The sequence below is a fragment of the Agrobacterium sp. rho-13.3 genome (assembly GCF_033957765.2).
GTDB lineage: Bacteria > Pseudomonadota > Alphaproteobacteria > Rhizobiales > Rhizobiaceae > Agrobacterium.
Map to the genome: position 1 here is coordinate 1403506 of NZ_CP192774.1, position 19840 is coordinate 1423345.

General features: G+C 56.6%; 20 protein-coding genes. 10 read left to right on the plus strand and 10 right to left on the minus strand.

What is annotated here, in order from left to right:
- Positions 1–49 precede the first annotated feature (49 nt).
- Positions 50–1204 carry a hypothetical protein gene (locus tag RMR16_RS07025; RefSeq protein ID WP_320201524.1) on the minus strand — a complete coding sequence of 385 codons (1155 nt, stop codon included), beginning with the start codon at positions 1202–1204 and terminating at the stop codon, positions 50–52.
- Positions 1205–1315: 111 nt separating this feature from the next.
- Between RMR16_RS07025 and RMR16_RS07030 the strand changes: the two genes are divergently transcribed.
- The 3 genes from RMR16_RS07030 (at position 1316) to RMR16_RS07040 (ending at position 3380) form a co-directional block, all read left to right on the plus strand.
- On the plus strand, positions 1316–1573 hold the full coding sequence (locus RMR16_RS07030) for a hypothetical protein (protein ID WP_320201525.1): 258 nt from the start codon (positions 1316–1318) through the stop codon (positions 1571–1573).
- Between the two features lie 126 nt (positions 1574–1699).
- Positions 1700–2035 carry a Grx4 family monothiol glutaredoxin gene (grxD, locus tag RMR16_RS07035; protein ID WP_320201526.1) on the plus strand — a complete coding sequence of 112 codons (336 nt, stop codon included), beginning with the start codon at positions 1700–1702 and terminating at the stop codon, positions 2033–2035.
- A gap of 136 nt (positions 2036–2171) precedes the next feature.
- Positions 2172–3380 carry a multidrug effflux MFS transporter gene (locus RMR16_RS07040; protein ID WP_320201560.1) on the plus strand — a complete coding sequence of 403 codons (1209 nt, stop codon included), beginning with the start codon at positions 2172–2174 and terminating at the stop codon, positions 3378–3380.
- A 69-nt stretch (positions 3381–3449) separates the two neighbouring features.
- Here the strand turns inward: RMR16_RS07040 and RMR16_RS07045 are convergent, their stop codons facing one another.
- From RMR16_RS07045 to RMR16_RS07070, 6 genes are all read right to left on the minus strand, one after another.
- Complete coding sequence (locus RMR16_RS07045) at positions 3450–4274, minus strand: inositol monophosphatase family protein (RefSeq protein ID WP_320201527.1); 825 nt, start codon at positions 4272–4274, stop codon at positions 3450–3452.
- A gap of 26 nt (positions 4275–4300) precedes the next feature.
- Complete coding sequence (locus tag RMR16_RS07050; protein WP_320201528.1) at positions 4301–5128, minus strand: inositol monophosphatase family protein; 828 nt, start codon at positions 5126–5128, stop codon at positions 4301–4303.
- Positions 5129–5172: 44 nt separating this feature from the next.
- Positions 5173–6051, minus strand: coding sequence for a tRNA 2-thiocytidine(32) synthetase TtcA (gene ttcA, locus RMR16_RS07055; protein WP_320201529.1), 879 nt, complete (start codon positions 6049–6051; stop codon positions 5173–5175).
- 54 nt (positions 6052–6105) lie between these two features.
- Complete coding sequence (locus tag RMR16_RS07060) at positions 6106–7035, minus strand: glutaminase (protein ID WP_320201561.1); 930 nt, start codon at positions 7033–7035, stop codon at positions 6106–6108.
- A 171-nt stretch (positions 7036–7206) separates the two neighbouring features.
- Complete coding sequence (locus RMR16_RS07065) at positions 7207–9075, minus strand: L,D-transpeptidase family protein (RefSeq protein ID WP_413786041.1); 1869 nt, start codon at positions 9073–9075, stop codon at positions 7207–7209.
- 32 nt (positions 9076–9107) lie between these two features.
- Positions 9108–9338 (minus strand): hypothetical protein, encoded by a 231-nt coding sequence (locus RMR16_RS07070; protein WP_320201530.1) that lies wholly within the window; start codon positions 9336–9338, stop codon positions 9108–9110.
- Between the two features lie 173 nt (positions 9339–9511).
- Between RMR16_RS07070 and fumC the strand changes: the two genes are divergently transcribed.
- Both fumC and RMR16_RS07080 read left to right on the plus strand, forming a co-directional pair.
- Positions 9512–10903 carry a class II fumarate hydratase gene (fumC, locus tag RMR16_RS07075; protein WP_320201531.1) on the plus strand — a complete coding sequence of 464 codons (1392 nt, stop codon included), beginning with the start codon at positions 9512–9514 and terminating at the stop codon, positions 10901–10903.
- A 300-nt stretch (positions 10904–11203) separates the two neighbouring features.
- Positions 11204–12274 (plus strand): GGDEF domain-containing protein, encoded by a 1071-nt coding sequence (locus RMR16_RS07080; RefSeq protein WP_320201532.1) that lies wholly within the window; start codon positions 11204–11206, stop codon positions 12272–12274.
- Positions 12275–12302: 28 nt separating this feature from the next.
- On the opposite strand, the gene RMR16_RS07085 is transcribed toward RMR16_RS07080, so the two are convergent.
- The 3 genes from RMR16_RS07085 to RMR16_RS07095 form a co-directional block, all read right to left on the minus strand.
- A complete protein-coding gene (locus RMR16_RS07085; RefSeq protein WP_320201533.1) occupies positions 12303–12911 on the minus strand; it encodes a pyridoxamine 5'-phosphate oxidase family protein in 609 nt (202 codons plus the stop codon).
- 63 nt (positions 12912–12974) lie between these two features.
- Positions 12975–14792 carry a monovalent cation:proton antiporter-2 (CPA2) family protein gene (locus RMR16_RS07090; RefSeq protein WP_320201534.1) on the minus strand — a complete coding sequence of 606 codons (1818 nt, stop codon included), beginning with the start codon at positions 14790–14792 and terminating at the stop codon, positions 12975–12977.
- A gap of 37 nt (positions 14793–14829) precedes the next feature.
- Positions 14830–15198 (minus strand): DUF971 domain-containing protein, encoded by a 369-nt coding sequence (locus RMR16_RS07095; RefSeq protein WP_320201535.1) that lies wholly within the window; start codon positions 15196–15198, stop codon positions 14830–14832.
- A gap of 150 nt (positions 15199–15348) precedes the next feature.
- Between RMR16_RS07095 and moaA the strand changes: the two genes are divergently transcribed.
- The 5 genes from moaA (at position 15349) to mobB (ending at position 19759) form a co-directional block, all read left to right on the plus strand.
- The gene (gene moaA / locus RMR16_RS07100; RefSeq protein ID WP_320201563.1) at positions 15349–16356 is read left to right on the plus strand and encodes a GTP 3',8-cyclase MoaA; all 1008 of its coding nucleotides are present in this window, start codon (positions 15349–15351) and stop codon (positions 16354–16356) included.
- Between the two features lie 142 nt (positions 16357–16498).
- Positions 16499–17401: a DMT family transporter gene (locus tag RMR16_RS07105; RefSeq protein WP_320201536.1), complete on the plus strand. Its 903-nt coding sequence runs from the start codon at positions 16499–16501 to the stop codon at positions 17399–17401.
- Positions 17398–18624: a multidrug effflux MFS transporter gene (locus tag RMR16_RS07110; RefSeq protein ID WP_320201537.1), complete on the plus strand. Its 1227-nt coding sequence runs from the start codon at positions 17398–17400 to the stop codon at positions 18622–18624. The genes RMR16_RS07105 and RMR16_RS07110 overlap by 4 nt, the downstream gene beginning before the upstream one ends.
- Entirely contained in the window at positions 18621–19250 is a 630-nt protein-coding gene (gene mobA / locus RMR16_RS07115) for a molybdenum cofactor guanylyltransferase MobA (RefSeq protein WP_320201538.1), read from the plus strand. Before RMR16_RS07110 ends, mobA begins: the two co-directional genes overlap by 4 nt.
- Positions 19247–19759, plus strand: a complete 513-nt coding sequence (gene mobB / locus RMR16_RS07120; protein ID WP_320201539.1) for a molybdopterin-guanine dinucleotide biosynthesis protein B — start codon at positions 19247–19249, stop codon at positions 19757–19759. Before mobA ends, mobB begins: the two co-directional genes overlap by 4 nt.
- Positions 19760–19840: the final 81 nt, after the last annotated feature.

Here is a 19840-nt window from a genome sequence, read left to right on the forward strand (position 1 = left end):
AAAAAGGCCCGCGTGATGATGTCACGCGGGCCTTTTTCGTTATTCTACCCTATCGAAACATCTGCGGCGGCACGTCCGAGCGCAATTCCGCAAAAGACGCCGCAGGCAGCGGCCCTGCCGTCAAAAGCGTAAAGTCAAAACCGGATTTGCGGTCCGAGCCCAGCACATATTGGCGGTGCATACGCAGGAAGTTGCGCTTATTTTTCTGGTAGCGCTCATCGGACAGCGAATGCTTGAACCTTATCGTGACAATCTTCGGCTGGTTAGCATCCGCATGGCCCGTCAGGTCAGCCGTGTTGCATTTGTAGAGGTGGATCGGGTCGGTCAGGCACTGGATATCGAACCAGTTCACATGGCTGTTGCGCGCCAGCACGCCGATGCTTTGGCGCAGCCGTGATGCGCTGGAAAGCAGCCCGCATTGTAACGCAGCACCGCCCAGCGTGACGAAGGACACATTGCGCCCATCAAACGCATCCGGCTTCAATTCCAGCACCCGGCCAGCCACCGCCAAAGCAAGGCTGGCGCCCATGCTGTGCGATACGAACAGCACTTCTTCGGAAGATTGTTCCAGCGCCGCAATCACAGCGCCAGCCTTCTCCTCGATCCAGTCGCGAGCAAGCGCCTCATCCCGGCCAACAACCAGCGCAAAGCGCCAGTCGGCAAACAGATGCAGGGTGTGAAACCGATCCGAAAACGGCATCAGACCTTTTGTGAAAAACAGATAGGCCAGCGGAATGCTGAGAAGACAGAGGAACGGCGAAAGACCGAACAAAAACGGCAGAGCCGCGATGACTGCCGCCAAGGCCAAACCAACAGCAATCAGCAAAAACGGAAAGAAGAAAAACAGCCCGAAGCGCCAAGCGTGCTTCAAATAGGCCCACGCTCCACCTTCCGCGATAATTCCGCCAGCCGCCTTGAAGCCGAGCGCAATCTGCTTCCAGACGGAAACGGAACGCAAATGCGAAATCAGGCTGTTATGGTCATGGATAAAGATGGTCGATTGCGTGTCGTGGCCATCAAGCTTTCCGACCACATTCATGCGGGCACCCGCATCCGTCGGCACCACGCCACCAACCTCATAATCAATGCCAAATGTCTTGCCGGATTGGGCGGCACTGCGCTCATAACGGCGCTGGTGGGCCGCTGCGTCCAGAGGGTCGAAACCGGGAAAATAAAACACCAGACGCGACGAAATCTTCGCCATCAAAAGCAATCCTAAAATGGGCAACCCACAAGGATCGCTTGATACGTTGGGCGACGCACGTATAGTATAAATCAGGGTATTCCTAGGCAAATTACAGCATGAGGGGCGCAATTGTCCAAAATTGTCGATCAGGTGATAAACAGCGTCGTGAAGGGCGCGATGTCCGAAATCCTGAAGAAAACCGGCGTCGGGCAGACGAAGCGCACCAAGCGACGGACGAAAGCCAGCACCTCACTGGCCGGTGGCATTGTCGGTAGCATCCTGGAAGCAGCCCTCGGCACGAAAACAACGGCAAAACCCAAACGCCGCCCAGCCGCAAAACAGGTCAGCAAACGCCGCACCGCAGCATCCAGAAGTCGGCAACGCTAAGTCGCATGGTTGATATGCGACATTGGGCTTCATTTTTTAGCTTCGATGACTAGAAATCACGCGCCACCATGTTATCTAAGAACAAACGAAGCAGCGGCCTTGAACCGCATGTGAAAGGAAATGGCCATGAGCGGCATCAACGAATTGATCGACGGCGAAGTGAAGAGCAATGACATCGTTCTCTTCATGAAGGGCACCCCACAGGGACCACAGTGTGGTTTCTCCGGTCAGGTCGTACAGATTCTCGATTATCTGGGCGTGGAATACAAGGGCATCAACGTGCTTGCAGATGCCGATCTGCGCCAGGGAATCAAGGACTACTCCAACTGGCCAACCATTCCACAGCTCTACATTAAGGGTGAGTTTCTCGGCGGCTGTGACATCATAAGAGAGATGTTCCAGTCCGGCGAACTTCAGGACCACCTTCAGGAACAGGGTATCAGCGTCCGCGGCGCGGCCTGATTACGGCCGGGATTTCCCGGCCCCTCTGACTTTTTAAAACTTGTATAGGCGTTGTCACAAGCAACGCCTTTGCCGTTCTTTTGGGACAACGTCTGTGACAAATCCTTCACAATTGGGTTCTACGCGCACCATCGCCATGGGGCGTACGGAATTTATCGCGCTTGCAGCAGCGCTTATGGCGCTCAACGCGCTTGCTATCGACATCATGCTTCCGGGCTTGCAGGAAATCGGTGCCTCGCTGGGTGTCGACAATGAAAACCACCGCCAATACGTCATCTCGGCGTACCTGCTCGGCTTCGGCATTTCGCAACTGTTCTACGGCCCGATTGCCGACCGTTACGGACGCCGTAACCCCATGCTCTTCGGCTTGGCGATTTACATCATCTCGTCCATCGCCGTGGTTTTCGTACCGTCCTTCGCAGGGCTTCTGATCCTGCGCTTCATTCAGGGCATCGGCTCTGCGGCAACCCGCGTCATCACCATCTCCATCGTTCGCGATGTCTATGGCGGACGGCAGATGGCGGAAGTCATGTCGCTGATCATGATGGTGTTCATGGTCGTGCCGGTCATCGCACCGGGAACAGGCCAGGTCGTGCTGTTCTTTGGTGATTGGCATCTGATTTTTGGCTTCATGGCCGTCATCGCCACGGCGGTAACAGTGTGGATGTATATCCGTCTGCCGGAAACCCTCCATGCCGAAGACGTTCGCCCGCTTTCCGTTTCCTCGGTTATCGGCGGCTTCAAGATCGTTCTGACGAACCGTGTGGCGCTCTGCTACACCATCGCCAGCACGATCATTTTCGGCGCATTGTTTGGCTTCATCAACTCTGCCGAACAGGTCTACAAGGGCATTTATGATCTTGGCGCCTGGTTTGCAGCAGCCTTTGCCGCAGTCGCTCTGTTCATGGCGCTGTCGTCTTTCCTCAACGCCCGGCTTGTCGGACGTTTCGGCATGAGAAAGCTGTCGCACGGTTCGATGATCGGCTTCATCGTCATCACCTTCATCTGGTTGATGGCGCAGATTTACGGCCCGCAGCCGATGCCGTTCCTGCTGTTCATCGTGCTGTTCGCCCTGTCGATGTTCCAGTTCGGCCTCATTGGCTCGAACTTCAACTCGCTGGCCATGGAACCCCTCGGCCACGTCGCAGGCACGGCCTCGTCCGTCATCGGCTTCATGAGCACGATTGGTGGTTCGTTGATCGGCGCTGCAATTGGCCAGGCCTACAACGGCACGGCGCTACCAATGGTGGCGGGATTCTTCGTCGTGTCGGTGATTGGCCTTATCTTTGTACTGATCGGAGAAAAGGGCGTTCTCTTTCATGCGCAGAACAAGCCGACACACTGATAACGACAGATAAAAGAAAGGCGCGGATGCTGACATCCGCGCCTTTTGCATGTGTAGGGATAACGCCGTTTACACGGTGAAAATCTTCTCGCGCAACAGTTCCCAGGTTTCTTCATTGGGCGCCAGCAACAGCCCGCCGCTGACATGGTGCGGCAGGTATGGCGAACCATCCAGACGCGCCGCATAAGCACCCGCTTCCTGGGAAATCAGCGTGCCTGCCAGATGGTCCCAAGGCATCAGCTTGTTGTACATCAGGAAGTGCATGTGCCCGCCGCAGAAGATGCGATATTCATGGGCCGCACAACGGTAGCTGGTGAACAGGCGCACATCAGCCAGATTGTTCAGAAGCGTACGGCGTGTTTCGCCCTCGAAATAACCGACATTGGCAATGCCGACCATCTGCGAAAGCTCAGGCGCAGGCACGACATTCAACTGTGACTGAGATCCATCGGCGCTGCACATCCATGCGCCAGACCCTTTTTCGGCAATCACCCAGTCATTGCCCATCGGGTCGTAGATGATGCCCGCAACCGTCTCGCCCTTCGACACGACGCTCAACATCACGCCGAACAGCGGCAAACCAGCGGCGAAGTTGAACGTGCCGTCGATCGGATCGACCACAACAGCCAGATCGGCCTCACCAAGCTTGGTCAGAAGCGAAGGATCGGCAGCCACCGCCTCTTCGCCCACGAAAAGCGCATCGGGCATGAACTCGGCCACGCGTGCGCGGATCAGCCGTTCAGCCGCTTCATCGGCTTCCGTGACAAGATCGATGGCTTCGGTTTTCACCCGCACATCGCCCTCGCCCAGATTGCGAAACCGAGGCAGAATTTCCACCGCCGCCGCTTCTTGCAAAGCGTTGGCGAGGGAGGCGATGTCGAGTTCAACGGGCATTTTGCGTTCCTTCATACATTCCGTCATTACAGTCCGACAATTTCGCGGCGAAGCATTTTCCAGCTTTCCTTATCGGGCGCGGACAAAATACCGCCCGTCAAATCGCCGGGGCGGTAAGGTGTTCCATCGAATTTCGCGGTGTAGCCACCGGCTTCCTGATGCGTTAGCACACCGGCAAGGTGGTCCCAAGGCATAAGCTTCTCATGGCCGATGAAATGCAATTTGCCGCTGGAAACCAGCCAATATTCATGCGCCGAGCAATTCAGCGAAAGCGCCATTTTTGCTTTGGTCATATTGGCGGCAATCACCGGACGCCGATCCGGGTGGGTTGCTCCCCATGAATAAAGGCCGACCATTTGTGAAAGATCGACCGCTTCGGCGACCTGAACTTTCGCTTCGGTGCCTTGCTTGCGCTTCAACGTCGCACCAGCACCTTTGACAGACACAATCGTGTCCCCCATCACAGGATCATGGATGATGCCCGCAACCGTTTCACCCTTGATTGTCACCGCCAGCAATGTGCCGAAGGCTGGAAAGCCGGATGCATAATTGAACGTGCCGTCGATTGGATCGATCACGAAGGCAAGCTCGGCATCGACCAGCGCCGGAATGACCGAATGGTCGGAATCGTAGGTTTCCTCACCCACGATATGCGCCTTGGGAAAACGCTCCAGGATCGCTGCGGTGATGTGCTTTTCCGCCAGAATATCGGCTTCCGTCACAAGATCGATCACGGAGGTTTTTTCAGAGATTGCAGAGGCGCTGAGATTGCGGAAGCGCGGCATAATCTCGTTCACACCGGCGTCGGTCACGGTGGCGATGAGGAAATCAAGATCGGAATCGGAAAAAGTCATGAAGGGGTTCTTTGCATATGAGAGGCGTGCGCCTCACTAATCTCCTAGGATGACGGATCGGTGACACTCAGCCCCGAAAAGTCGAAAAGCTTGGGGTCGAGAAGATGCGACGGGTTCACATGCGAAAGCGCACGCAACATCACATCCTTGCGCCCCGGCATACGCCGTTCGATATCCGCCAGCATATCCTTCATGGCGTTGCGCTGTAGGCCATCCTGCGAACCGCAAAGGTCACAGGGAATAATCGGAAACTCCATGGCGCTGGCAAATTTCGCCATGTCGTCTTCCGCGCAATAGGCCAGCGGACGCAGCACCATCAGGTCGCCTTCGTCATTCATCAGCTTGGCAGGCATACCCGCGAGCCGCCCGCCGTGGAAGAAATTCATGAAGAATGTTTCGAGAATGTCTTCGCGGTGGTGGCCGAGCAGCAGCGCATCGCAGCCCTCTTCGCGGGCAATGCGGTAGAGATTGCCGCGGCGCAGACGCGAACAGAGCGAACAGTACGTTCCGCCCGCTGGCACTTTCTCTTTCACGATGGAGTAGGTATCGCGATATTCGATGCGATGCGGCACGCCGATTTTTGCCAGATAGTCCGGCAGAATGTGCTTGGGAAAATTCGGCTGGCCCTGATCCAGATTGCAGGCAATCAGTTCCACCGGCAGAAGGCCTCGCCATTTCAGGTCCAGCAGCAGTGCCAGCAGGCCATAGCTGTCCTTGCCACCGGAAAGGCCGACAAGCCAGCGTTTCTGGCCTTTCAGCATATCGAAATCATCGAATGCCTGGCGGATATTGCGCAACAGCCGCTTGCGCAGCTTGTTGAACGATACGGAGCGCGGCGCATGGGCAAACAGCGGATGCGAACCGCCAGCCTCTTCCGGCTCAACGCTGTCCTGCATGTCATCGATGTTTGCGACAATGTTCATGGCGATCCGCTCATTGCTTTTGACAACAGGGAATGCCCGCATACGCCTTGAAGATCAAGCCCCGAATACGGACCAGCCCATTTCGTTGGCCAGCATTTCCAGCGCAACAGAGCCAAGTGCGGAGTTGCCGACCTCGTTCAGACCCGGAGACCAGACGGCAATGGACGCCTTGCCGGGTGCCACCACCAGAATGCCGCCGCCCACGCCGCTCTTGCCCGGCAGGCCGACATGATAGGCAAAATCGCCCGATCCATCATAGTGCCCGCAGGTCAGCATCAGCGCGTTGATACGCCGTGATCGTTTTTCAGACACAACGGAATGGCCGGTCAGCGGATTACGTCCGCGATTGGCCAGAAACAGCCCCGCCCGCGCCAGCTGAACGCAGTTCATGGAAAGCGCGCACTGGTGGAAATAAACGCCCAGCGTATTGTCGACCGGATGATGCAGATTGCCGAAGCTGCGCATGAAATTGGCCAGCGCGAAGTTTCGATATCCCGTTGCGTGTTCGGATTTGGCAACCGTGTTGTCGATGGAAATCGTGTCGTCATCGGCCAGATACCTGATAAAGCGTAGCAGCTCACCAATCGCTTCACGCGGCTGGTGCCCGGCCAGCACCATGTCCGTCACTACGATAGCACCGGCATTGACGAAGGGATTGCGCGGAATGCCCGCTTCCCGCTCCAACTGAACGATGGAGTTGAACGAGGAACCGGATGGCTCCCGCCCGACCCGCTTCCACACACTTTCACCTGTCTTGCCGAGCGCCAGCGTCAGCATGAAAACCTTGGAAATACTCTGGATGGAAAAGGGCGTCAGCGCATCGCCCGCCACGAAAGTCTCGCCTTCCACAGTGGTTACGGCAATACCGAACTGTTTCGGGTCCACCTTGGCAAGCTCGGGAATATAGTCCGCGACCTTCCCCTCACCCAAGCGGGGCTGCATTTTTTCGTAAATGGAATCGATGACTGCCTGAATGTCCCGCATGACCCTGCCTGAAAAAAGAACCTCGTTAGGCATTTAGGCCAATGCCATCCCATCACACTCAACGTCATCCTCGGGCTTGACCCGAGGATCTGCTACGTCCGACGTGGTTGGATCCTCGGGTCAAGCCCGAGGATGACGGAGGAGAGCGTATCGTCTCCTCGCTTGGATACGTCAGATAGACGAAGCCCGCGCCTTCGTCGTGACGTCGAAAGCCTTCATGACGAAGCTGTCGCGGTCATAAACGTCATCGAAATACTGCACCTTGCCGTCCTTGTCCGGCCATGCGGTGAAGTAGGCCACATAGACCGGAATCTTGGTCGGCACCTGAACGGCGCGGTTCTGTCCGGCAGCAATCTGCTTGTTCACGTTATCCAGAGACGTGCCGAGAACGGCAGCGGCCATGCGGCGCGGATCGACCAGACGAATACAGCCGTGGCTGAGCGCGCGCATATCGCGGTTGAAGAAGCTCTTGGACGGCGTGTCATGCATGTAGATGGCATGTGCGTTCGGGAACAGGATTTTCAGATCGCCGAGCGCGTTGTCACTGCTTGGTGGCTGACGAACCGAAACCGCGTTTGTGGAGCCATACCAGTTGACGCTGGACGACGACACCGCACGGCCGTTGACGGAAACCTCGTAGCCGAGGCGATCCAGATAGGACGGATCGTTGCGAAGCTTCGGCAGCATTTCGTTGATGATGATGGACTGCGGAACGCCCCAATAAGGGTTGAATTCAACGGTCTGGATTTCATCCTGGAAGAAGTAGGTCTGGTTCGCCTTGGAACCGACAACCACCTTCATGCCGAACTCTTCTTTGCCCTCATTATGGTAGTAGGCCATGAATGCGGGCTGGTTGATGAGTACGAAACGTTCACCGAGATCAGCAGGCAACCAACGGACCTGCTCCATGGCAACTTCCAGCTTGGCAATCTTGGCTTCGTTGCTGTCGCCCGTCATGGCACGCACGGTGGCGCGGCCGATAACACCATCAGCCTTCAAGCCGTTTTCGCTCTGGAATGCTTTGACCAGATCAACCAGGTCAGGCGTATATTCAGGCGTCTGCTGATAGGCTGAAAACGTGGCCGCGTGGCCGCTTTTCAAGGCAGCGGAAGACCGGTGCGCGATGGCGTTGACGACACTTGCCATATCGGCGGTGTTTTCGCCGGGCTTCAGAACCAGATTTGCAGGCACGACAACCTTGTTGTCACCGCCCTTGTCTTCATCACGCAGCTTTGCAAGCTCGGCCTTCAGACCCTGATATTCTTCATTGGAAGGTTCGCGGCTGCGCAGATAAGACGTCACATTCGGGCTCATGCTGGCGAGCTTCAGCACGGGCGCGAGGTTCACCGTCTTGCGCTTGAAATCATGGTAGCCAGACAGCTTGTTCGGGTCCACGCGGCCACGCACGGTGTCCTGCACATAGGCCAGAACCTTTGCGGAAAGCGCCAGTTCGAACTGCATAATCGCTGGCGAAGCGCTCTGCCCTGCGGACACAGACACGTTCTGAACCTGCGCCTGCGGCTCTGCCGTGATGCTGGCGGTCACGTCCTGAGACGGTGCGGAAATGCTGTAGTCGGCGGGGTTGAGGCCGCTTTCACCAACGGTTTCGAAAAATGCCAGAACGGCGCTAGCGCGTTCGCTCAGGTCGCCATTGGCAACCCAGATGGGCGCGCCACCGGCATTGTAATAGGTCTCCAGAGCCTTGGCGATTTCAGGCGTTGCGGAGAGTTTTATGCCAGCCAGACCAGCGGGAAATTTCGAGGTATCGACAGCGCGTGTGCCATCGGCCTTGTAGGTATAATAGCGAGGACCGGAAACACGCGGCAGCGGCTCAGGGTCGGAATCGCCCGCGACGGACGTGCGCTCACCCGGCTGCGTCACACCCGGCAAACCGCGATCCTGACGTTCACGCTCGATCTTGCCCGGTCCACCGCGCAGAAGATCCATGAGGGTGACGGCACCAGCCGTGCCGGGCACGACCGCCGAGACGGAAAGACCGAGAGCCAGTATCAATGCTGCCGATGTTTTTCCTGATGTGATTTGCAATTTAGTCCTCGCCGAATTCAGCGCCGTCAATCATCGCGGCGCGTAAAGAGTATGTGCCTGTCTAGCTGATTGGCCTTCTTTTGGAAAGAAAACGCATGAAGTCCAATCAAGTGCCAGATATGAGTCGCCGAGACGAAAAATCGTTCGGGCATAGGCCCCCACGTTTGGCGAGAATAGTTAAATTTCTCTTTAATTTCCTCATATTGCGCAAACAAGTTTTCGAGGTTGTCGCAACGCAGCACAGGATTTTTACGCATTCGAGCCACGTTACCGAAAAGTCACTCGCCCGGACTTTCGAATCCGCTGGGAAATATGGCGATCCGCGTCAAGACAGGCTTTCCATCAATCAGGGATGGTTCTATATGTCTGCGCGCGCAAGGCCAGCGGAAAGGCTGTCTTGGCGGAGGACCACACAGGAGAGGCAGGACTGATGACAGCCACACGCACCGAAACCGATACATTTGGCCCGATTGAAGTTGCAAGCGACCGTTATTGGGGCGCTCAGGCACAACGTTCGCTCGGAAATTTCAAAATCGGCTGGGAAAAGCAGCCCGCCTCGGTCGTTCGTGCGCTTGGCATCGTCAAGCAGGCCGCAGCCCGCACCAATGTGGCGCTGGGTGGACTTGATGCGCAGCTTGGCGAAACCGTCATCAAGGCCGCGCAGGAAGTCATCGATGGCAAGCTGGATGACCACTTCCCGCTCGTCGTCTGGCAAACCGGCTCCGGCACACAGTCCAACATGAATGCCAATGAAGTCATCTCCAACCGGGCCATCGAAATGCTCGGCGGCGTGATGGGCTCCAAGAAGCCCGTTCACCCCAACGACCACGTCAACATGAGCCAGTCGTCCAACGACACCTACCCGACGGCCATGCATATTGCCTGCGCAGAGCAGATCGTTCACCACCTGCTGCCAAGCCTCAAGCACCTGCACGCGGCGCTGGATGCCAAGGCCAAGGGCTTTGCCCACATCATCAAGATTGGCCGCACGCACACGCAGGACGCAACACCGCTGACGCTGGGACAGGAATTTTCCGGTTACGCCGCACAGGTCGCCTCCGCCATCAAGCGCATCGAGCTGACGCTGTCTGGTCTTTACGAACTGGCACAGGGCGGCACCGCCGTTGGCACTGGTCTTAACGCACCCATCGGCTTTGCCGAACAGGTTGCCGAAGAGATCGCCAAGATCACCGGCCTGCCATTCGTCACCGCACCCAACAAGTTCGAAGCCCTTGCAGCCCATGATGCGATGGTCTTCTCACACGGCGCAATCAATGCCGCGGCGGCAGCGCTGTTCAAGATCGCCAACGACATTCGCTTCCTCGGTTCCGGTCCTCGCGCTGGCCTCGGCGAACTGGCTCTGCCGGAAAACGAACCCGGCTCGTCCATCATGCCGGGCAAGGTCAACCCGACACAGTCCGAAGCCTTGACGCAGGTTTGCGCGCACATCTTCGGCAATCAGGCCGCCATTACATTCGCAGGCTCGCAGGGTCACTTCGAACTCAACGTCTTCAACCCGATGATGGCGTATAACTTCCTGCAATCGGTTCAGCTTCTCAGCGATGCTGCGGTGTCCTTTACCGACAATTGCGTGGTCGGCATCGAGGCCCGCGAAGACAACATCAAAAAGGGCGTTGAAAACTCTCTGATGCTGGTGACGGCTCTCAACGGCAAGCTGGGTTACGACGCCTGCGCCAAGATCGCCAAGACCGCGCACAAGAACGGCACGACGCTTCGTGAAGAAGCCGTCGGTGGCGGATATCTGACCAACGAGGAATTCGACCAATATGTTCGCCCTGAGAACATGATCGGCCCTAAGTAAGTCCATTCATGAGACGGCTCTTCGGAGCCGTCTTTATTTGCTTTGCAAATGGTGGCGACTATTGAATAAAATACTTAGCGTGTGAAATTTTACCTGTTTAAAATAACCTACAAGATGTTATGTCATATGACCTTCTGTTTTAGGCGATTCTAATTATATGTCTCGCATACTAAAAAAGAGTGGTAACTGAACCCGTTGTCTTCTTGTGAAATGAAAACTATTCCCATCAGTTAAGGTTTTCAAAAGAAGTTATGCAGCATTATAAGCAAAAATACTAATATAGTTTCCGGGAGTGACTTGATGAATTCAACATCAACGCCCAAGGCGCCAGCACCTGATATCGCGGGACAAATTTTATTTGCCATGCGGAATATGGGCGTTGCTCCGATTCCACGTAATTACAATTTATTTTACGAAGCCTATATTGGATCCAACCCTGCTCTGACGCGGGAGCTTGCTGCACTTGGAAGCCGCGCCACGCAGGAAGAGATGGACGAGCTTGGCTCGCGCTATTTCGATCATAATCACGGACAGCTCATCGAGGCCGTTCACACCAAGCTTCATTCGGAACTGGATGCGCTTCTGCTCGTTTTGCGGCACGAACAAACCTGCCTTGAAAACTATAACCGCATTCTGGATGAAACCCGCGCCGGCATCACGGATAAAAACCTCAACAGCGCCCATCTTCTGCGCACCGCCATTTCGCTGCTGGCAGATGCAACTGGAAACAAGATCACCCAAAACGAAAGCACGTCGAAGGATTTTGACCGGCACGCCGAGGAAATGCAGCAGGTTCGCCTCGAACTTGATGAATACAAGCGCATCGCCAACACCGATTCCTTGACGCGACTGGCAAACCGCCGAGCCTTCGATGACAGGCTGGCATCCATATACGATACGAATATCGGCCTTCATTTTTCGGCACTCGTGCTGCTGGATGTCGACAATTTCAAGCGTATCAACGATACGTTCGGCCATCCTGTCGGCGACAAGATTTTGGCGACCGTCGCCTCGGTCATCCGTGCAAACGTCCGCAAGGATGGTTTTGTCGCGCGAAGCGGCGGCGAGGAATTCGCGATTATTCTGGAAGGCAACAGCCAGGAAGAAATTCACGTCGTTTGTGAGCGCATTCGCATGTCGCTGGAAAAAACGCCGTTCCGCAATTCAAAGTCCGGCACGGACTACGGACAGGTCACGATATCCATCGGTTATTCTCTCGCCTCACAGGCCCAGAACCCCGGTGAACTTTATGCCTGCGCTGACACCGCGCTTTATCAGGCAAAAGAAACAGGCCGAAACCGAACCGTCTTTTTTGAAGACGGTATGCAGAAGAACTACGCGAACAAAAGCTGGCTGATTTACAAGAAGTAAGCGCCCGCCTCCCGACGTCGTCTTACACTCACCACATCGTTTTGGCCGCTCGTTCAGGCCATTCCCGATCGTAGGTTTCCTTGTCGAAATCCGCCTTGGCCGCTTTCAGTAGCGTGCCCGGCGTCGGCAAGGAAGCGGGATCGACAAAGTTCTCCGTCTTCCACAGTTCAGAACGGATAAGCGCACGGGCGCATTGAAAATACACCTCGTCGATGGTGGTGACGATAACCGTGCGCGGATGCTTGCCATACATCTCGAAGCTTTCCAGCAAAGCTGGATCAACCGAAACCACGGCCTTGCCGTTGATCCGCATGGTCGTGTTGGAGCCGGGAACGAGAAACATCAGAGCCACACGCGGATCGCGGACGATATTGAGAAGTGAATCCACACGGTTGTTGCCGCGCCAATCCGGCAGCAGCACCGTCTTTTCATCCTGGACCCTGACCACACCACCTTTGTCACCACGCGGAGAACAGTCTATCCCCTCTGGACCAATGGTGGCCAGCGCCAGAAAAGGCGAAGCCTCGATCATCTGCCGATATTCGGCGGTCAATGCGGATGTGACCTTGGCCACAGAAGCCTCCGACACACCGGCATATATCTGTTTCAGGTCGTCAACAGAACGGATGATTGTCATTGAAATTTCCTCCCATTTCTCTCTTGAAAAGGATTGATGTAACAGCGCTATGACGTCGTCCGGTCAGGAGCGCTCTTCCGCCTTTTCCCGCGCTTCACGTTCCGCTCTCTCACGCGCCGTACGGGCCGCGACGATATCGGCAGGTTGCGCATTGCCGTGAATAAGCGAGCGACCGGCGTAGATACCGCCAACGATTTCAAGCGCGAAACGTTCTTTGTCCACGTCACGGAATTCCTCGACCAAACGCTCGGCAAGTTCCGTTTCTTCACCGATTGCCATCAGCACTTCCTCACTGAAATTCAGCGCGGACTCGTAGGTTTCGCGGATTTGGTAATCCACACCGGCCTTGAGCAGATCAAGCGCATGGCCACGGTCAAAGGCACGGGCCAGCACCGGCACCAAGGGAAACTCGTGTTTGACGATTTCCGCGATGCGAATGGCCGCTTCCTTATCGTCAATACAGATCAACACCGCCCGCGCAGAACCGGCGCCTGCCGCATGAAGGATTTCCGAACGAGACCCATCGCCGTAATAGACCTTGAAGCCAAACCCGGCGGCATCGCGCACGAAGTCGGCATCCTTGTCGACCAGCGACAGCGTATAACCACGCGCCAGAAGTGGCTGGCTGACGATCTGGCCGAAGCGGCCAAAGCCGATCATCAAAATGCTGCCTTCTACACTTTCCGGCGTATCGAGGTCATCCGTGTCAGGAATGGCGGCTGGAACGATACGGTCATGCAAGATCACCATCAGCGGTGTGAGGATCATTGAAATAATGATCGTCGCCGTCAAAATGGCATTGGCTTCAGCATCAAGAATGCCAGCGGTCACGGCGGCGGAATAGAGCACGAAGGCAAATTCACCGCCCTGCGCCATGAACACGGCGCGTTCGATGCTTTCGCGACGTCGCGCTCCCACCACACGCGCAACGGCATAAATCAATGTCGCCTTCAGCAGCATGTAAGCGACGACGCTGAGCAGCACGAGTTGCCAGTTTGCAGCAATGACCGTGAGGTTGATGGCCATACCGACGCCCAGGAAAAACAGGCCGAGCAGAATGCCACGGAACGGTTCGATATCCGCTTCCAACTGGTGGCGGAACGAGGATTCCGACAGCAGCACACCCGCTAGAAACGCGCCCATGGCCATGGAAAGCCCGCTGACCTGCATCAGCAGCGCCGACCCCAAAACCACCAGCAAGGCAGCGGCCGTCATCACTTCGCGCGCACCGGAAGAGGCCAGAAGCCGGAACAGAGGATTAAGCAGATAACGGCCCGCCACGATCAGCGCCGCAATCGCCGCAAGCGCGATACCAATCGACGTCAGGCGTTCGGAAAATGTGACCTCTTCACCGCCCGCGCCCAGAAACGTAACCAGGATCAAAAGCGGCACGATGGCCAGATCTTCAAACAGCAAAATGGCAATGATGCGCTGGCCCTTGACGGTCGAAAGACCGTTCCGCTCCTGCAACATCTGCATGACGATGGCGGTGGATGTCAGAACGAAGCCCGTTCCCGCCACGAAGGACGGAATGACGGGAAAACCAAGCGCTACGCCAATCAGCGTCAGCCCGCCCATGCAGGTCAGCACCTGCAAGGCACCCAGTCCGAAAATATCCTTGCGCATGGACCACAGCCGCGACGGCTGCATTTCCAGACCGATGATGAACAGGAACATCACCACGCCAAGTTCGGCAATGTGGATAATGGCTTGCGGATCGGAAAAGGCGCCAAACCCGAAGGGGCCAATCACCAGACCGGCAGCGAGATAACCCAGAACAGAGCCAAGGCCGATACGCTTGAAGATGGGCGCAGCAACGACGCCCGCTGCCAACAGGACGACCACTTGAGCCAGATCATTTGCGTTTCCCTCGACTGCCAAGTGGCGACCCCTGTTCTTGAATGAAATTTGTTAGCAGCTACCGGATTCGCGGCTCCCGGCTCAACCCTTTTTCCGCCAGTTCCTTTTCATAATCAATGAACAATGTATCGCCCTGCTGCCCAAGCTCAAACAGATACCGCCATGTGAAAATGCCGCTGTCATGCCCATCATCAAAGGCGATGCGAACCGCATAGTTTCCGGTAGCGACAACGGAGCGGATGGTGACGTTTTTCTTGCCCGGAACGGTGGTCTTCTGCCCCGGTCCATGCCCCTGCACTTCCGCCGATGGAGACAGCACCCGCAGCAACTCTGCGGGCAGATCATATGACTGCTCATTTTCAAATGTGACGACAAGATGCTTCCGGTCTTTCGAAATCCGCAATTCCGTTGGCCACGGCTCACTCATTTTTCATTTCCATCACTTGATAATATACTGCACACTTATGATCTTGCCTGCCTTCGGGCAAGACATTACATGCTAAGACAGAGCAGCAGCTATATTGGAGATTTCAGGTTGAACAGCTTCCTCGGATCGCTCGAAAAAGCGACATCCCTGATGGAAAGCAAGGCGCCGATGGTTGACCCCTTCGGACGCGCCGTCACCTATCTGCGTGTCTCCGTCACGGACCGCTGCGATTTCCGCTGCACCTATTGCATGTCCGAACACATGACGTTCCTGCCGAAGAAAGATTTGCTGACGCTGGAAGAGCTGAACAGGCTCTGTTCTGCCTTCATCGCCAAGGGCGTTCGCAAGATCAGACTGACCGGCGGCGAACCGCTGGTGCGCAAGAACATCATGCATCTGGTGCGGGAACTCGGTCGCCATGTGCAGGGCGGCACGCTGGATGAGCTGACGTTGACCACGAACGGCTCGCAACTCGCAATCCATGCCGCAGAACTTTACGATTGCGGCGTGCGCCGCATCAACGTGTCGCTGGATACGCTCGAACCGGATAAATTCCGGCAGATCACCCGCTGGGGTGATTTTTCCAAGGTCATGGGCGGCATTGATGCAGCGCTGGCCGCCGGCATCAAAATCAAGCTCAACGCCGTGGCGCTGAAGGATTTCAACGAACACGAAATCCCCGATCTCATGCGCTTTGCCCATGAGCGCGGCATGGACCTGACCGTCATCGAAACCATGCCGATGGGCGACATCGAGGAGGATCGCACGGACCGTTATCTGCCGCTGTCGCAGGTCCGCGCCTCGCTCGAAGAGAAATTCACTCTCAGTGAAATTCCCTATAAAACCGGGGGTCCGGCACGGTATGTCGAGGTGAAGGAAACTGGCGGCAGGCTTGGTTTCATCACACCGATGACGCATAATTTCTGCGAAAGCTGCAACCGCGTCCGCCTCACCTGCACGGGCACGCTCTATATGTGTCTGGGTCAGGATGACTCTGCCGATCTGCGCACCGCACTGCGCGCATCCGATGACAACGCACTTCTGTCGCAGGCTATCGACGATGCCATTTTGCGCAAGCCGAAGGGCCATGATTTCATCATCGACCGCACCCACAACCGCCCTGCGGTTTCACGACACATGAGTGTCACCGGCGGTTGATGCCGTTCTGTTCAGATTTCTCACAATAATTCGATTGAAATCGCTGCCTCGCCATGTCACCACCTAGTCCATGAGGAGTGGGCGTGCTTCGTCCTGCATGTATCTGCACGAGACGCGCTTCTGCATATCTGGGAATGGAATAATGGCACTGACGGATAATACGCGTGGCGCGTTGTTGATGGCGCTCGCGATGGCCTGCTTTACGGTAAACGACGCTTTCACCAAATCCGTCACGCCCTACATCAATGCAGGCCAGATTCTTTTTGTACGCGGCATGATCACCTGCGTCATGGTCTATTTCATCGCCCGCCATATGGGCGCGCTGCGACCATTAAAGTCCATGCTGCGGCCCATCATCCTGTTGCGCTGCCTGTGTGAAGTCTCGGCGTCCATTCTTTATCTGCGGGCCTTGGCGTCCATGGGTTTTGCCAATGTCTCCGCCATCATGCAATCGCTTCCCCTGGCCGTGACGCTGGGTGCGGCCCTCTTCCTGAAAGAACCCGTGGGCTGGCGGCGCTGGACGGCCATTCTCGTCGGTTTCATCGGCGTGCTGATTATTTTGAGACCCGGCCCGGATGGTTTTACCACCGCAGCCCTGCTGGTGGTTGGCGCCGTCTTCGTCACCGCGGGGCGGGATCTGTTGACGCGGCGCATGTACAAGGACATTCCATCGCTCGCGGTGACGATGACGACGGCCATCGTCAACACCATCTTCGGCGCGGCATTGATCGTGCCGTTCGGCGGCTGGCAACCGATGGATGGTTACGTCTGGTCGCATCTGTTGGCAGCGGCAGTTCTGGTCGTCGTGGGGTATCAGGCCGTCATTCTGTCCATGCGCCGTGGCGATATCGCCTTCGTCGCCCCCTTCCGCTACACCAGCATGATCTGGGCTTTCTCTATCGGCTTTTTCGTTTTCGGAGAGCATATGGACCGCTGGATCTTGCTCGGCACGGCCATCATCGTGGCATCAGGCCTTTACACCTTCTATCGTGAAAGCCGGCGTCATCGGGCACCGATTGCCAAAACCTCCACGAGAATACAATGAGCGCCGTCCGTTTCCTCGACAGATCGACGCCGCCGCACATCGTGACACTTGTTCTTGTGGCTGGCATTCCGGCGCTGTGCATGAATATCTTTCTGCCATCGCTGGCAGCCATGGCAGTTTATTTCCAGACGGATTATGCCGTCATGCAGTTTGCCGTGTCGGGATATCTCGCCGCAACGGCTTTGTTGCAACTGGCCATCGGGCCGCTTTCCGATCTTTACGGCCGTCGTCCGGTGTTGATGGCAGGACTTGTGCTGATGGTCGCGGCAACGATCATCTGCGCTTTGGCACCCAACACAACCGTCTTCATGGCCGGACGCTTGTTGCAGGCCGTCATCGCGTCAGGCTTCGTGCTGTCGCGCGCCATCGTTCGCGATATGGTTCCAACAGACCAGGCCGCTTCGATGATCGGTTACGTCACCATGGGCATGTCCATCGTGCCGATGGTCGGTCCCGCCATCGGTGGCGTGCTGAACGATATTGCCGGCTGGCAGGCGAGTTTCGTGCTCCTTGCACTCTGCGGCATTGCTGTTCTGCTTCTGGTATTTTTCGATCTCGGCGAAACCAACAGTCAGAAATCCGCAAGCTTCTCGGCACAGTTTCACGCCTGGCCGCAATTGCTGCGCTCCAGCCGGTTCTGGGGATACACAATCACCTCGACCTTTTCGTCCGGCCTGTTCTTCGCGTTTCTGGGCGGCGCGCCGTTTGTTGGCACCGTGCTGTATGAACTCACACCGGCCATGCTTGGTATGCAATTTTTCTTCATGGCCAGCGGTTATATGCTCGGCAACTTCCTGTCTGGCCGTTATGCCCGGCGGGTCGGCATTCCCACGATGATGCTGGCGGGCAACGTCATCTCGACCATAGGCGTCGCTGGCGCTATCGCCCTTCCCTATCTTGGCATAGACAGCCATTACGAATTTTTCCTGCCACTCGCCCTCATCGGCATCGGTAACGGCGTGACATTACCCAGCGCCAATGCTGGCATGATCAGCGTACAGCCACATCTTGCCGGTTCCGCATCCGGCCTCGGCGGGGCACTGGTCATCGCCGGAGGCGCGGCACTCTCTGTTGTCGCTTCGTCGCTGCTCTCGGAAGAATCAGGCACAATGCCGCTCTTGCTGGTGATGATGGCCAATGCGGTCCTTGCGCTTGGCAGCAGCGTGTATGCCGGAATACAGGAGCGCAGCCACGGCAACCGCGTGCAGGAAGGTCAGCCATGACCGACATTCACATACCGCCCGGTCTTATTCTGGCCGGTGGCCTGTCTCGACGCATGGGAACGAACAAGGCGCTGAGCCCGCTGGGCGGCAAAGCGCTGCTCTCCCACGTCATCGACCACATTGCACCACAAGTGTCCACGCTGGCCCTGAATGCGCCTTCGGGCTGGGCGGAAAGTTTTGCCCTGCCCTTGGTTCCAGATCGGAAAACGGGTCATGCCGGTCCCTTGGCTGGCATTCTCGCCGGGATGCGCCACTTTGCCATTGCGGCCCCCAAAGCAACGCACGTCCTGACCGTTCCGGCAGACAGCCCCTTCTTCCCCGCTGATCTGGCGTCGCGCCTTGCAGACCACATCACCGGCGAAAAATCGGTCATTATCGCCGCATCCGGCGGGCATGTTCACCCGGTTTTTGGCCTCTGGCCTATCGCGATAGCGGATGATCTGGAGCGCTGGCTGGCGGATGATAACAACCGCCGCATTCGCAGTTTTCTGGCCCGCCATGCGACCCTCGGCGTGTCCTTCCCGCCCATGGAAAGTGCCACAGCGTCCATCGATCCGTTCTTCAACATCAACACGCCGGATGAGCTTGCGACGGCGGAAAACTTTCTCAAGAGTATGAGCGCATGACGCAGAAGGTTTTCGGCATCTCCGGCTGGAAAAACTCCGGCAAAACCGGCCTCGCCGTCCGCATCGTCACCGAGTTGACGCAGCGCGGTTATCGCGTCTCCACCATCAAACACGCGCATCATGATTTCGATATCGACAAGATTGGTGCCGATAGCTGGCGGCACAGGCAGGCGGGCGCGCATGAAGTGACCATCGTGTCCGGCACCCGTTTTGCCATCATGCATGAATTGCGCGGCGCGCCGGAACCATCCTTCGAGGACATCCTCGCTCGCATCGCGCCCTGTGATCTGGTCTTGATCGAGGGTTACAAATACGAGCCGGTTCCCAAGATCGAGGCCCGCAGGCTGGAGGCCGCGAAAACCCAACCGCTGGCCCCCAGCGACCCGCACATCGTCGCCATCGCCGCCGACCATGCCGTGACAGATACGTCCCTTCCGGTTTTCGATCTGGACGATACGGCAAGCATTGCCGATTTCATTGAAAAAACAGTCGGCCTTACAAAATCGTAGAGCATTTCCGCCTTTCTCCGAAACGCAAACCCGCTTCGCACTTTTGCTGGAAATGCTCTGAAAAAGAAAAAGCCGGGCGTT

Excerpts from the sequence above, each read along its gene's own strand:
- RMR16_RS07025 (WP_320201524.1), bottom strand. The coding sequence starts at position 1,204 with ATGGCGAAGATTTCGTCGCGTCTGGTGTTTTATTTTCCCGGTTTCGAC.
- grxD (WP_320201526.1), top strand. The coding sequence starts at position 1,700 with ATGAGCGGCATCAACGAATTGATCGACGGCGAAGTGAAGAGCAATGAC.
- RMR16_RS07040 (WP_320201560.1), top strand. The coding sequence starts at position 2,172 with ATGGGGCGTACGGAATTTATCGCGCTTGCAGCAGCGCTTATGGCGCTC.
- RMR16_RS07045 (WP_320201527.1), bottom strand. The coding sequence starts at position 4,274 with ATGCCCGTTGAACTCGACATCGCCTCCCTCGCCAACGCTTTGCAAGAA.
- RMR16_RS07050 (WP_320201528.1), bottom strand. The coding sequence starts at position 5,128 with ATGACTTTTTCCGATTCCGATCTTGATTTCCTCATCGCCACCGTGACC.
- ttcA (WP_320201529.1), bottom strand. The coding sequence starts at position 6,051 with ATGAACATTGTCGCAAACATCGATGACATGCAGGACAGCGTTGAGCCG.
- RMR16_RS07060 (WP_320201561.1), bottom strand. The coding sequence starts at position 7,035 with ATGCGGGACATTCAGGCAGTCATCGATTCCATTTACGAAAAAATGCAG.
- RMR16_RS07070 (WP_320201530.1), bottom strand. The coding sequence starts at position 9,338 with ATGCGTAAAAATCCTGTGCTGCGTTGCGACAACCTCGAAAACTTGTTT.
- fumC (WP_320201531.1), top strand. The coding sequence starts at position 9,512 with ATGACAGCCACACGCACCGAAACCGATACATTTGGCCCGATTGAAGTT.
- RMR16_RS07080 (WP_320201532.1), top strand. The coding sequence starts at position 11,204 with ATGAATTCAACATCAACGCCCAAGGCGCCAGCACCTGATATCGCGGGA.
- RMR16_RS07085 (WP_320201533.1), bottom strand. The coding sequence starts at position 12,911 with ATGACAATCATCCGTTCTGTTGACGACCTGAAACAGATATATGCCGGT.
- RMR16_RS07095 (WP_320201535.1), bottom strand. The coding sequence starts at position 15,198 with ATGAGTGAGCCGTGGCCAACGGAATTGCGGATTTCGAAAGACCGGAAG.
- moaA (WP_320201563.1), top strand. The coding sequence starts at position 15,349 with ATGGAAAGCAAGGCGCCGATGGTTGACCCCTTCGGACGCGCCGTCACC.
- RMR16_RS07105 (WP_320201536.1), top strand. The coding sequence starts at position 16,499 with ATGGCACTGACGGATAATACGCGTGGCGCGTTGTTGATGGCGCTCGCG.
- RMR16_RS07110 (WP_320201537.1), top strand. The coding sequence starts at position 17,398 with ATGAGCGCCGTCCGTTTCCTCGACAGATCGACGCCGCCGCACATCGTG.
- mobA (WP_320201538.1), top strand. The coding sequence starts at position 18,621 with ATGACCGACATTCACATACCGCCCGGTCTTATTCTGGCCGGTGGCCTG.
- mobB (WP_320201539.1), top strand. The coding sequence starts at position 19,247 with ATGACGCAGAAGGTTTTCGGCATCTCCGGCTGGAAAAACTCCGGCAAA.